The organism is Kribbella sp. NPDC043289, from assembly GCF_056436705.1.
In genome coordinates this window covers 27657-40183 of record NZ_JBWKCB010000006.1, presented here as the reverse complement: position 1 = coordinate 40183, position 12527 = coordinate 27657, and the positions used below count along the sequence as shown (strand labels likewise).

Annotated in this window: 14 protein-coding genes; 12 read left to right on the top strand and 2 right to left on the bottom strand. The window is 67.7% G+C overall.

Annotated features, from left to right (window positions below):
* The first annotated feature begins 8 nt into the window (after window positions 1-8).
* A complete protein-coding gene (locus AC0662_RS30900; RefSeq protein ID WP_478305054.1) occupies window positions 9-530 on the top strand; it encodes an N-acetyltransferase family protein in 522 nt (173 codons plus the stop codon).
* Between the two features lie 18 nt (window positions 531-548).
* Here AC0662_RS30900 and AC0662_RS30895 read toward each other — a convergent pair whose 3' ends face one another.
* Window positions 549-1172 (bottom strand): M15 family metallopeptidase, encoded by a 624-nt coding sequence (locus AC0662_RS30895; protein WP_478305052.1) that lies wholly within the window; start codon window positions 1170-1172, stop codon window positions 549-551.
* An 87-nt stretch (window positions 1173-1259) separates the two neighbouring features.
* Between AC0662_RS30895 and AC0662_RS30890 the strand changes: the two genes are divergently transcribed.
* Genes AC0662_RS30890 through AC0662_RS30880 form a run of 3 tightly spaced genes read left to right on the top strand, consistent with a single transcriptional unit; the run spans window position 1260 to window position 3660 of the window.
* Window positions 1260-1922 carry a response regulator transcription factor gene (locus AC0662_RS30890; protein WP_478305050.1) on the top strand — a complete coding sequence of 221 codons (663 nt, stop codon included), beginning with the start codon at window positions 1260-1262 and terminating at the stop codon, window positions 1920-1922.
* Between the two features lie 19 nt (window positions 1923-1941).
* A complete protein-coding gene (locus AC0662_RS30885) occupies window positions 1942-3048 on the top strand; it encodes a sensor histidine kinase (RefSeq protein WP_452193729.1) in 1107 nt (368 codons plus the stop codon).
* A gap of 42 nt (window positions 3049-3090) precedes the next feature.
* Window positions 3091-3660 (top strand): N-acetyltransferase family protein, encoded by a 570-nt coding sequence (locus AC0662_RS30880; protein WP_478305048.1) that lies wholly within the window; start codon window positions 3091-3093, stop codon window positions 3658-3660.
* A gap of 81 nt (window positions 3661-3741) precedes the next feature.
* Here AC0662_RS30880 and AC0662_RS30875 read toward each other — a convergent pair whose 3' ends face one another.
* Window positions 3742-4704 (bottom strand): M23 family metallopeptidase, encoded by a 963-nt coding sequence (locus tag AC0662_RS30875; protein WP_478305046.1) that lies wholly within the window; start codon window positions 4702-4704, stop codon window positions 3742-3744.
* A gap of 340 nt (window positions 4705-5044) precedes the next feature.
* Here AC0662_RS30875 and AC0662_RS30870 point away from each other — a divergent pair, with 340 nt between their 5' ends.
* The 8 genes from AC0662_RS30870 (at window position 5045) to AC0662_RS30835 (ending at window position 12460) form a co-directional block, all read left to right on the top strand.
* Window positions 5045-5119 carry a putative leader peptide gene (locus tag AC0662_RS30870; protein WP_355483003.1) on the top strand — a complete coding sequence of 25 codons (75 nt, stop codon included), beginning with the start codon at window positions 5045-5047 and terminating at the stop codon, window positions 5117-5119.
* Window positions 5120-5254: 135 nt separating this feature from the next.
* A complete protein-coding gene (locus AC0662_RS30865; RefSeq protein ID WP_478305044.1) occupies window positions 5255-6148 on the top strand; it encodes an amino acid ABC transporter permease in 894 nt (297 codons plus the stop codon).
* On the top strand, window positions 6145-6897 hold the full coding sequence (locus AC0662_RS30860) for an amino acid ABC transporter ATP-binding protein (RefSeq protein ID WP_478305042.1): 753 nt from the start codon (window positions 6145-6147) through the stop codon (window positions 6895-6897). The genes AC0662_RS30865 and AC0662_RS30860 overlap by 4 nt, the downstream gene beginning before the upstream one ends.
* A gap of 3 nt (window positions 6898-6900) precedes the next feature.
* On the top strand, window positions 6901-7848 hold the full coding sequence (locus AC0662_RS30855; RefSeq protein WP_478305040.1) for an ABC transporter substrate-binding protein: 948 nt from the start codon (window positions 6901-6903) through the stop codon (window positions 7846-7848).
* Between the two features lie 9 nt (window positions 7849-7857).
* Complete coding sequence (locus AC0662_RS30850; RefSeq protein WP_478305038.1) at window positions 7858-8814, top strand: ABC transporter substrate-binding protein; 957 nt, start codon at window positions 7858-7860, stop codon at window positions 8812-8814.
* Between the two features lie 9 nt (window positions 8815-8823).
* On the top strand, window positions 8824-9879 hold the full coding sequence (gene ssuE, locus AC0662_RS30845) for an NADPH-dependent FMN reductase (protein ID WP_478305036.1): 1056 nt from the start codon (window positions 8824-8826) through the stop codon (window positions 9877-9879).
* Window positions 9876-11147 (top strand): LLM class flavin-dependent oxidoreductase, encoded by a 1272-nt coding sequence (locus AC0662_RS30840; RefSeq protein ID WP_478305034.1) that lies wholly within the window; start codon window positions 9876-9878, stop codon window positions 11145-11147. Before ssuE ends, AC0662_RS30840 begins: the two co-directional genes overlap by 4 nt.
* Entirely contained in the window at window positions 11144-12460 is a 1317-nt protein-coding gene (locus tag AC0662_RS30835) for an NtaA/DmoA family FMN-dependent monooxygenase (protein WP_478305033.1), read from the top strand. Before AC0662_RS30840 ends, AC0662_RS30835 begins: the two co-directional genes overlap by 4 nt.
* The last annotated feature ends 67 nt before the right edge of the window (window positions 12461-12527 follow it).

Here is a 12527-nt window from a genome sequence, read left to right as displayed (position 1 = left end):
ATCGTGCCATGGTTCAGGTCAGAGACGCCTCGGAAGCTGATGCCGAGGCCTGCGCGGCGATCTACGCGCCCTATGTCACCGGCACCGCGATCACCTTCGAGATCGACCCGCCGACCGCCGTGGAGATGGCCGAGCGAATCGCCAAGGCGCAGTCGACCCACGCGTGGCTCGTCCTCGAAGACGAGCACCGCGTCGTCGGGTACGCGTACGCCGGTCCGATGAAACCGCGCGCGGCGTACCGCTGGTCCTGCGAAGTCAGCGTGTACGTCGAACCGGGCCGCCGCCGCTCCGGCGCCGGCCGGGCGCTGTACGAGGCGCTGTTCGCCCGCCTGACGGACCGCGGTTTCCGGACTGCGGTGGCCGGTATGACTCTTCCCAACCCCGCCAGCGAGGGTCTCCACAAGTCGCTCGGCTTCGAGCCCATCGGCACCTACCGGAACATCGGCTGGAAACTCGACACCTGGCACGACGTCGCCTGGGCCCAACGCCCCCTCGCCGAACTTCCCGACCCGCCGGCGGAACCCCGCTAGACCTTAGCCATCGGGTGCCTAGCTCATCGGCGGGCAGGTGCCGCCGGGAGTGGTGGCTAGTTCGAAGTGCCACATTTCGTTGGCGAGGGTCTGGCAGAGGCCGTAGCGGTTGCCTTTGCGGATCAGCCAGTCGTCGGCGTCGGTGGGGCCGATGTCGACGGCGTGGCCCGTCACGTGGTGCGACTCGTCCGGGTCGGCGACCCACTTCAGCGCCTTCTTCTTGCTGCCGTACTTCCGGATCGCTTTCTCCAGCAACTCTTCCTGGTATTTCCGGCTCCGCCAGCCGGTGGTGACCTGCATCCTGATCCCGTCGTCCTTCATCGCGGCCTCGGCCCGCTGCACCGCTTTCCGCAGTGCCGGGTCCAGCTTGGCGATCCCGGGCAGGTCGGTGTCCGACGCGGAGGTGTGATCCGGCAGTACGCCGTCCGCGGCGCCCGGACCGCCCGAGCCGGAGCCACCGCGATCGGATCCGCCCCGCGTCGGACCGGAGGTGGACGCCGACCCGGGCGGCGTGTCCTGCGCGGAAACCGCTGTACAGGCGGCCAGCGAGAAACTGATGACTGCGGCAACGATCGCCAGGCCGGCCGGAGTGGCCGACCGGCGTCCGCGTCGGTCGATGGCAGCGAGGTGATCGATGAGCATGCCGACAGTCCATCCGGAACGATGTTGCCGGAGCGTCTGCAATTTCGAATACGTTTTCCATACACCCCACCTGCTTCAATGGACGGTATGCGGGTGCTGGTCGTCGAGGACGAGGTCTATCTCGCGGAAGCGATCCAGGCCGGTCTGCGGCTGGAGGCGATCGCGGCCGATCTGGCCTTCGACGGGCACTCCGCGCTGGAGTCCGTGACAGTCACGGCGTACGACGTTGTGGTGCTGGACCGTGATCTCCCCGGGGTCAGCGGCGACGAGGTGTGCCGGCAGATCGTTGCGCAAGGCATCGGGTGCCGAGTGCTCATGCTCACCGCGGCCGGTGATCTCGACGACAAGGTGGCCGGGTTCGAGCTCGGCGCCGACGACTACCTGACCAAACCGTTCGAGCTCCGCGAACTCGTCGTACGCCTCCGTGCGCTGGTACGACGGCCCGCCGCGACGACCCCGACCGTGCTCGAGTACGCCGGGGTGCGGTTGGACCCGTTCCGGCGCGAGGTGTACCGCTCCGGACGCTACGTGAAGCTGCAGCGGAAACAGTTCGCCGTACTCGAGGTGTTGATGGCCGCTCGCGGTGGGGTGATCAGCTCGGAAACCCTGCTGGAGAAAGCGTGGGACGAGAACGCGGATCCGTTCAGCAATGCGGTCCGGTTGACGATCTCGGCGTTGCGGAAACGACTTGGTGATCCGTGGGTGATCCACACCGTCCCAGGTGTCGGCTACCGGATCGGTGACGCGTGAGCGGCGGGGTGATGGTGGCGTGAGCGACGAGCAGTTGATGACCTGGCGGCCGCGGTTGACGGTGCGGCTGCGGCTGACGTTGAGTTACGCGGGCCTGCTGGTGCTCTCGGGCGCCGTGGTCGCATGCATCATCTGGCTGGTTTTCCGGATCGTTCCGAACTACCCACTGACCGCTGCCAATCCGCGTGACCTGCGCGACGGGCTGCCGCCGTCACGCGGCGAGATCCTCGACCTCGTGGTGAAACTCTCCGCGGCGGCAATCGGGTTCCTGGCAATCGTCGGGCTGGTCGCCGGGTGGTTCCTGGCGGGCCGGATGCTGAGGCCGCTGCAGGAAATCACCGCCGCAGCACGGAAAGCGGGGAGCGGATCGCTGGACCACCGGATCGGGCTCACCGGGATGCGGGACGAGTTCACCGAGCTCTCGGACACGTTCGACCAGATGCTCGACCGGCTGCAGTTGTCGTTCGAGCAGTACCGGCGATTCGCGGCGAACGCGTCGCACGAACTGCGGACCCCACACGCGGTGATGAAGACGATGCTGGACGTCGCGCAGGCGGATCCGGACCATCAGGATGTTCCGCAACTCGTGAAACGACTGGCGGAAACAAACCAGCGCGGTATCGACATCGTCGAGGCACTGCTGAGCCTGACCGCCCTGAACAACCGGAACGCACTGAGTGAACAAGCCGGCGAGCTCGATCCGGTCGACCTCTCCGCGGTACTGCGGGCCGCCTGGCCGGCGTTGTCGGCGGAGGCTGCCGGAGCCGGCGTCACGCTGTCGTCCGAGCTGACGGAAACTGTTGTCGAGGGCAATGATGTTCTGTTGCACCAAGTGGTGACCAACCTGGTGCAGAACGCGATCCGGCACGGCGGCGGGTCGGTCGAGGTCACGGTTTCCGGCGGCGCACTCGTCGTACGCAACGATGGTGAGCTGCTGGATCCGGAACGGGTTCGGACCTTCGTCGAACCGTTCACGAAGGATCGGTACCGGGCCGGTCACGGGCTCGGGCTGGCCTTGGTGGATCGGATCGTCGAGGTGCATCGCGGGCGCTTGGAGCTCGTCGCGAATCCGGGCGGCGGGCTGACCGCGACCGTCGTACTGCCCGAGGCTGTCGTGGATAGCTGAGCCGACAGTTGGTTGGCCCGGTCCGAGAGCGAGGATTGTCAGGTGAGTGATGACCGCCAGCCGCAACCCGCCCAGCCACACGACAGCCAGCCAGAAGCCAATCGGCCGGCCGCCAGTCAGTCAGTCGACCGCGAAGTGACCGTGCGGTTCGCCCGCGAGGAGGACGACGCCGCGCTGCTCGCGATCGAGCGGAGCTCCTGGGATGCGTCGTCCGGGTTCCCGTCGTACCAGGACAACCTCCAGGACACGTTCTTCAGCCGCAGCGGTCCGGAGGCACACCTGGTGGCGGAGTACGGCGGGAAGGTGGTCGGCTACCTCAGGCTTCAGGACAAGTACCCGTTTCCCGAGGGCTCCGGCGTTCTGACGATCAACGGTCTCGCGGTCGCTCACGACGCCCGTCGCCTCGGCGTCGCCAACGCCCTGATGGAGGCCACCACCGCCGAGGCCCGCAACCGCGGCGCCCGCAAGATCAGCCTGCACGTCCATAGCACCAACACGCCGGCCCGCCGCCTGTACGAACGCCACGGCTACGTCCTCGAAGGCACCCACCCCCAAGAGTTCCTCATCGAAGGCACCTACATCGACGCCCTCGACATGGCGAAAACTCTGTAGCGACTGCGGGGGAACAGTAGCGAAGGCGCCGTGCTCATCCGGGGGTGGATGGGCGCGGCGCCTTTTGGCTAGCGGTGGGGGTTACGGGTTGAGGCCGTGTTTGTGGAGCCAGGGCTCGGGGTCGATCGGGTCGCCGCCGCCGGGGAGGACCTCGAAGTGGACGTGCGGGCCGGTGGTGTTGCCGGTCATGCCGATCCGGCCGACCATGGAGCCGGCGTCGACCGAGTCACCGACCGAGACGTCGAACTCTTCCATGTGGCTGTACGACGTGACGGTGCCGTCGGAGTGCCGCACCTTCACCTGGCGGCCGTACGCGCCTTCGAAGTCGGCCTGGATGACCGTACCGGCCATCACCGAGCGCACCGGCGTACCCATCGGGGCCGCGAAGTCCAGACCCGTGTGGTTGTGGGCCCAGCGGCCGCCGGCCTGGTTGAACCGGGCGGTCAGGTGGTAGCCGGTGGTCGGCAGGACGATCTTGGCCTTGGCCTTCTCGGCGGCCGCCTTGAGCGCCGCGGCCTTCGCGGCGACCTCGGCCTTCGCCTCGGCGAGAGCCTTGGCGTTGGCGGCGGCCTTCTTCGCCGCGGCCGCCTTGGCCGCGGCCAGGGCGAGCGCCCGGCGCTGCGTCAGGGCCGCGTTCGCGGCGAGCTTCGAGGCCCGCTGCTGAGCTGCCTTCTGCGCGGCCTGCTGAGCCGCCTTCTGGGCAGCCTGCTGGGCGGACTTCTGCGCCGTCGCCAGCGACAGGTCGATCCGGGACGTGTCCCGCGATCCGAGGTCGCGCCGGTCGATACGAGCGGCGTTCAGAGCGTCGGCCTGCAAGGGGTTCAGGCCGGTGCTCGGCGCCGGTGACGACGGACCGGACGCGGCCGAACTGAGGCCGACGGTGGCGGTTCCGGCCGCGGCCGCCAGGGCGGCGGTCAGACCGATGATCTGGGTACGACGGGTCGCGTGGCGACGGATGAAGCGGTGCTTGGCCACCCGGCGCAGCGCAGCCGGACGACGCGACGCCGGCCGGTCTGCGTCCGGCGCGTCTTGATGAGGGGGCACGACAAAACCTTCCAGGGAGGGGCTGCCGCCGCTGAGGGGGTACGACGACTGAACGACCATAACGACCGGGTCACGAACGCCTCAAACACAGATTGCGGAAAGTTCAACGAAATCGAACACGCTCGGTGAGGCCACCCTGCCGCCCGGTGCATGCTCAGGCGTGAACCGCCTGGGGAAGAAAGGCGGCGTCGAGGTGACGCGGATCACGTCCAGATTAGGGCCGAACGGCCCTTTCGGACCGGTATAAGCCGTCCACATATTGAGAGCTTTGTCGACCAACTTACTAATCTTTCAGGCGCGTCCCATACTGAAGTGACACGGCCGACGAGAGGGGACGGACATGACGCGCAAGCCGCCGTACTACCGCCTCCACATCGACCTGCTCCGCGTCTCCAGCGCACTCTGTCTGCGCTGATCCGGTGTCTGAGCCGTATCTGAGCTGAGCCACCGCACGTCCTGCTGACGGCGTCCGCTTCCCGGACGTCCGCTGCCACCTGCCGCCCTCCGCCGAAGGGCCCGCGAAGCCTGCCCACCGCCAGGGAGTCTCATCGTGTCCACCACGTCAGTCACGTCCGCGTCCGGTACGACCGGTCCGCCGGCGACCGCGATACCTCTCGAAGCCGATCTCCCCGTCGTCGCCCGCCGGCATCCGTGGCGCTGGGTCGGCGTCGGCGTCGTACTGGTCCTGCTCGCGATGTTCGTGCACGGCCTCGTCACGAATCCGGGGTGGGACTGGCCGACGTTCTTCCAGTTCTTCGCCACCCGGACAGTGTTTTCCGCACTCTGGGTGACCATTCAGCTGACGGCGTACGGCACGGTGCTCGGGTTCGTGCTCGGTGCGGTGCTGGCGTCGATGCGATTGTCCAGCAGCCCGTTCCTCCAAGTCGTTGCCTGGGGCTACATCTGGGCGTTCCGCTCGATTCCGTTGATCCTGCAGTTGCTGTTCTGGTTCAACATCGCGTACCTGTACCAGGAGCTCAGCCTCGGCATCCCGTTCGGTCCGGAGTTCGTGCACTTCAGTACCAACGACCTGTTCGGTCCGCTGGGGGCCGCCGTACTGGGGCTCGCGCTGCACCAGGCGGCGTACGCCGCGGAGATCATTCGTGGCGGAATCATTTCCGTCGACGCCGGCCAGCTGGAGGCCGCCGCGGCACTGGGGATTCCGAAACCGCGCCAGTTCTTCCGGATCGTGCTGCCGCAGGCGATGCGGTCGATCCTGCCGAACGGCGCGAACGAGGTGATCAGCCTGTTCAAGGGCACCTCGATCGTCTCGGTGATGGCGATCCCTGAGCTCTTCTACCAGGTCCAGGTGATCTACGGCCGGAACAGCCGCGTCGTTCCGCTGCTGATGGTCGCGACGGTCTGGTACATCGTGCTGACCACGCTGCTGTCGATCGTGCAGTACTACGTCGAACGCCGCTTCGCCCGCGGGACGACGCGATGATCGACATCCAGGGCGTGCACAAGAGCTTCGGCGACCTCGAAGTACTGAAGGGGATCGACCTCGACGTACCGGCCGGCGCGGTCACCGTGATCCTCGGACCGTCCGGATCGGGAAAGTCGACGTTGCTGCGGTCGATCAACCACCTGGAGAAGGTGGACCGCGGGCTGATCCGGATCGACGGCGAGCTGATCGGGTACAAGCGGCGCGGGAACAAGCTGCACGAACTGCGGGAACCGGAGATCCTCCGGCAACGGTCGCAGGTCGGGTTCGTGTTCCAGACGTTCAACCTGTTCGGGCACTTGACTGTGCTGCAGAACGTCGTCGAGGCACCGGTTTCCGCACAGCGCCGGAAACGCAGCGAGGTCGAGCCGTACGCGCGGGAGTTGCTGGAGCGGGTCGGGGTCGGCGACAAGGCCGACGTGTACCCGCGGAAACTTTCCGGCGGTCAGCAGCAGCGGGTCGCCATCGCCCGCGCGCTGGCGCTGAAGCCGAAGGTCCTGCTGTTCGACGAACCGACCAGCGCGCTCGACCCGGAGCTCGTCGGCGAGGTCCTCGACGTGATCAAGGAACTCGCGCGGGACGGCGCCACGATGGTCGTCGTCACCCACGAGATCGGCTTCGCCCGGGAGATCGCCGACACCGTGGTCTTCATCGACGGCGGCCGGATCGTCGAGTCCGGCCCACCGCGCGCGGTCCTCGACAACCCTGTCCACGAGCGCACTCGCGCCTTCATCTCCAAGGTTCTCTGACTGATGAAACGACTCTTGCTCATCGCCGCGGCCGGTCTGCTCGTACTCGGAACGGCTGGTTGTGGCACCGAACCGCAGGCGACTGCGGCCTCTGACACCGGCGTGAACACCTCCGCGGAGCAGAACCGCGTGACGACGACGAAGAACGAGGCCGCCGCCGCGCTGCTGCCCGCCAAGGTCCGCGACCGCGGCACCTTGGTCGTCGGTGCCGGCTTCGGCAGCGGCAGCGTGCCACTCGGCTTCTACGCCGACGACAACAAGACCCCGATCGGCCTCGAGGTGGACATCGCCTATCTGGTCGCGCAGGCGCTCGGCCTGCGGCCGGAGATCGAGGTGACGAGTTGGGAGAACCTGTTCGTGGGTCTCGACTCGGCCAACTACGACGTCGGGTTCTCGAACATCACGGTCACCGAGAAGCGGAAACAGAAGTACGACTTCGCGACGTACCGCAAGGACGACATCGCGTTCGAGGCGAAGAAGGGCGGCAGCTGGCGGGTCGCCGGCGCCAAGGACATCGCCGGGAAAACGATCGCGGTCGGTTCCGGAACGAACCAGGAAAAGATTCTGGTCGACTGGAACGAGGCGAACATCAAGGCCGGGTTGCCCGCAGCAACCATCAAGTACTTCCAGAAGAACACCGACACGTACCTGGCGCTCAGCTCCGGCCGGATCGACGCGTACCTCGGGCCGAACCCGTCGATCGCCTACCACGTGAAGACGTCCGGTGAGACCGAGACGATCGGCAAGTTCTCCGGCGCCGGGCCGGCGTTGCAGGGGCTGATCGCGGCCACCACGAAGAAGGACAGCGGCCTGGTCAAGGCGTATCAGGCCGCGATCAACGGCGTGATCGCGGACGGCAGCTACGCCAAGGTCCTGGCCCGCTGGAACGTGAGCAACGAAGCCGTCACCACCTCCGAGATCAACCCACCCGGCCTCCCGCTGACGAGCTGAGGACATCAGATGAGAAGACGTTGGACCTTGCTGTACGGCGCGGTTCTGCTGGCGGCGGCCGCCTGCGCCGACCCGCAGACCAGTGCGCCCCCGAAGAGCGGTGACGCGTCGCAGGTCGCGTTCGACACCTCGGCGAAGCAGCAGCACATCACCTCGGCGAAGGTGGACGCGATCGCGGCGGAACTGCCGGCGGCGGTGCGGGAATCCGGGAAGCTGGTGATCGGGAACGGGTCCGCGGGCGGTGGCCTGCCGCCGCTCGGGTTCACGGCCGACGACAACAAGACGCCGATCGGGACCGAGATCGACATCGCCTACCTGGTCGCGAGTGTGCTCGGGCTGCGGCCGGAGATCGACACGACCAGCTGGGAAAACTTGTTCCTCGGACTCGATTCCGGAAAGTACCAGGTCGGAATCTCGAACATCGGCGTTTCCGAACTGCGCAAGGAGAAGTACGACTTCGCGACGTACCGGCTCGGGCTGCACGCCTTCGAGGCGAAGCTCGGTTCGGGATTGAAGATCAGCGGACCGGCGGACATTTCCGGAAAGACCGTCGCGGTCAGTTCCGGAACGTTGCAGGAAGCGATCCTGGTCGACTGGAACAAGCAGAACGTCGCAGCTGGCCGGAAACCCGCGAACCTGAAGTACTACCAGCAGGCCGCGGACACCTATCTCACGCTGCAGTCCGGGCGGATCGACCTCTATCTCGGTCCGAACCCGAACGCGACGTACCACGTCGCCACCCAGCACCAGACCGAGATCGTCGGCACCGTCTCGTCCAGTTACCCGGTGCAGGGGCTGGTGGGGATCACCACGAAGAAGGGCAACGGCCTGGCCAAGCCGCTCGCCGACGCGCTGAACGCCGCGATCGCCGACGGCAGTTACGCGAAGGTCCTCGCCAAGTGGGGCCTGCAAGGCGAGGCCGTCCCGAAGTCGTTGGTCAACCCGCCCGGCCTTCCCAAGAAATAGGAGAGCTCCATGGCGATCATCGCAACGATCTCCAGCAGTCCGTCCGTTCCGTCCCGCACGGACGCGGTCCTCGAATATGTCACCAAGCGTCTGATCAGCCACGGCCACACCGTGGCCCCGATCGTGCTGCGGGACCTCCCGGCCGAGCCGTTGCTGCACGGGCAGGCCGATCATCCCGCGATCGCCGCCGCGGCCACGGTGCTGGAAACCGCGGATGCCGTTGTCGTCACGACACCGGTCTACAAAGCGGCGTACTCCGGGTTGTTGAAGGTGTTCCTGGATCTGCTGCCGCAGTACGCGCTGAAGGGCAAGGCTGTGTTGCCGTTGGCAACAGGCGGGACGCCGGCGCATGTGCTGGTGATCGACTACGCGCTGCGGCCGGTGCTGACCAGTCTCGGGGCGGGAGCGATCGGACAGGGCTGGTTCGTGCTGTCGTCGCACATTCAGGTGTACGACGGGGGCGGGGTCCTGCTCGATGCGGCGGCGTCCGTCCCGCTGTATCAGGTGACCGAGGCGTTCCTCGCGACCGTCGAGGGCGGGCCGGCGGAAGAGAGCGTACCGGTGCCGATCGGTGCGGTGGAGGCGGTCCGTGTGCGTCCCGAGGATCCGGCGGCGGCGCCGCTGCTCGCGGATCTGGTGGTCGAGTACAGCACGCGGTACGGGCGAACCAACGAGAACACGCAGCTCACCGAAGTACCGCCGTCGGATTTCCATGCCGAGCAGGGCGGGGCGTTCGTGCTGCTGCGGTACGGCGGTCGCACGGTGGCCGGCGGCGCGATCCGGAGGTACAACGACGAGACCGGGGAGGTGAAGCGGATGTGGACGTCGCAGCTGCATCGGCGGCAGGGGCTCGGGCGGCGGGTACTGGCGGAACTCGAGGCGGCGGCTGCTGATCTTGGGTATCGACAGTTGTATCTGACGACGGGTCCGCGGCAGCCGGAGGCGGCGGGGTTGTATCTGGCGGCCGGGTTCCTGCCGCAGTTCGACACCGAGGTGGATCCGGAAACGATTGGTCCGTTGCCGTTCCGGAAAGAGATTCCGGTGGCTTTCCGGGTGGCGTCATGATCATCGGAGTCGAGATCGATGGTGCCGGTGGTGACTCCGCGGCGTGGCGGGGGTCCGAGGTTGATCCGCGGGCGGTGCTCACCGGGGAACTCGCCGTACGGGCGGTGCAGCGGGCTGAGGCGGCCGGCGTCGACTTCGCGACGTTCGTGGATGCGTTGGAGGCGCCGGACGACGTACCTGGGCAGGTGAGTGTTCGGCTGGATGCGCTTGGGCTGGCGGCTCGGGTTGCGCCGGTGACGCGGCGGATCGGGTTGCTGCCGACGATCACCGTCACGCACACGGAGCCGTTCCACGTGCAGGCGTCGGTTGCGACGCTCGACCACGTCTCGGCCGGGCGTGGCGGGTGGGTGGCTGATGTTTCCTCTTCTGCTGAGGCTGCGGCGGTGATTGGTCGTCGCGAGCCGGCACCTGCGGCGGAAACGTGGCGCGAGGCGCGGTACGTCGTTGATGTCAGCCGGCGGCTGTGGGATTCGTGGGAGGACGACGCGATCATTCGGGACTCGTTGACGGGGCGGTACATCGATCGGGACAAGCTGCATTACGTGGACTTCGAGTCCCCGACGTTCGCGGTCAAGGGGCCGTCGATCGTGCCCCGGCCTCCGCAGGGGCATCCGGTGACTGCGATTCGCGTGAGCACGCCAGAGGCGCTGGAGGCCGCCGCGGACGCCGAGCTGGTGCTACTGCCGGCATCGGACGCCCTCCCAACCCAGGTACGGGCGTTGCGCGGCGAACACCGGGGCGCACGCGAAGCGCCGCGTGGCGCGGGCGGGGCATCGGGGACGGGACCGCGTCGCGAGGCCGGAGCGACCGAGGGTGGAGCGGTCGCGGGTCTAGCGGGTGGGCGGCGGAGTGTGGCGCTGACGGCGGGGGATGGGGGCCGGAGTGTGACGGTGTCGGCGGACGCGGCTCGGCGGGACGAGGTGGCTGAGCGGGGTGGCAAGGCTCAGCGGGGTGATGCGGCCGCGCGCGGTGATGCGGCTGGGCGGGGGTCGGGTGGGCCGGTGGTGCTGGCTTCTGTGCGGGTGGAGTTGCATCGGGATGGGGTGGAGCGGGTGGTGCGGGCGATCGAGGGGTGGATCGCGGCGGGGGTTGACGGGGTGCATCTTCGGCCGGGGTCGTTGGAGCTCGATGTTCCCTTGATCGCGGACGAGTTGTTGCCGGCGTTGCGGAAACGCGGACTGGTCGGGCCGCCGGAACGGGCGGGAAGTTTCCGCGGCCGGCTCGGACTGCGGCGGATGCGGAACCGGTACGCGGGGAGTCCGCGATGACGAAGCAGATCCACCTCGCGGCGCACTTCCCCGGCGTGAACAACACGACCGTCTGGTCCGACCCGGCCGCCGGGTCGCAGATCGATTTCGGATCGTTCCGGAAACTCGCTGAAACCGCGGAACGCGGAACGTTCGATTTCTTCTTCCTCGCCGAAGGCCTGCGGTTGCGGGAGGTCAAAGGCAGGATCCACGACCTCGACGTCGTCGGCCGCCCGGAGTCGTTGACCGTGCTCAGCGCCCTCGCGGCGGTCACCACTCACCTCGGTCTGGCCGCCACCGTGAACTCGACCTTCAACGAGCCGTACGAACTGGCCAAGCGCCTGTCCACCCTCGACCATCTCTCCGGCGGCCGCGCGGCCTGGAACGTCGTCACCTCCTGGGACGCGTTCACCGGCGAGAACTTCCGCCGCGGCGGATACCTCGACAAGTCCGACCGCTACGTCCGCGCGCAGGAATCGCTCCGGATCGTCCGGAAACTCTGGGATTCCTGGACCGCCGACGACCTCGTCCTCGACCAGGCGGCGAGCGTTTTCGCCCGCGAGGGCGCTGGGGCCTTCGCGGACGAGGGCGACCACTTCACGATCCGCGGACGGTTCGGGCTGCCGCCATCACCGCAGGGCCGGCCGGTGATCATCCAGGCCGGTGACAGCGATCAGGGCCGGGAGTTCGCGGCCTCGAGTGCGGACGTGATCTTCAGCCGGCACGGGACGTTCGAGGCCGGGAAGACCTTCTACAAGGACGTGAAGTCGCGACTCGCGAAGTACGGGCGGGCCGAGGACTCGCTGAAGATCATGCCCGCGGTGACGGTCGTCGTCGCGGACACCGATGCGGACGCGATCGAGAAAGCGGCGTACATCCGGGAGCAGCAGGTGTCGGGGCCGACCGCCTTGGTGCTGGCCGAGTTGCTGTGGGGTCGCGACCTGTCGGCGTATGACCCGGACGGGCCGCTGCCGGCCGAGGACCCGGTGGTCGGTTCGTCGGTGACGCAGGGGCGGGTCGGCTACAACGATCCGTTTCCGATCGTTGCGGAATGGCGGGCGCAGGCGGAGCTGCACGGCTGGTCGCTGCGGCAGACCGTCATCAACCAGCAGAACCGCCAGACCTTCGTCGGCTCGCCGGAAACAGTTTCCGAGGCGGTCAGCCGGCACGTCCAGGAGGACGCCGCCGACGGTTTCGTCCTCGTTCCGCACCTGACTCCCGGCGGACTCGACGACTTCGTCGACCGGGTCGTCCCCTTGCTCCGCGAGCGCGGCGTTTTCCGTTCCGAGTATTCCGGTACGACGCTCCGCGACCACCTCGGGCTGCGCGGATGACGGACTCACGGGCGAGCGAAATCCGGTGCGTGCCGCTGCAGCGGATATCCCCTGAGGCTGCCGGTTC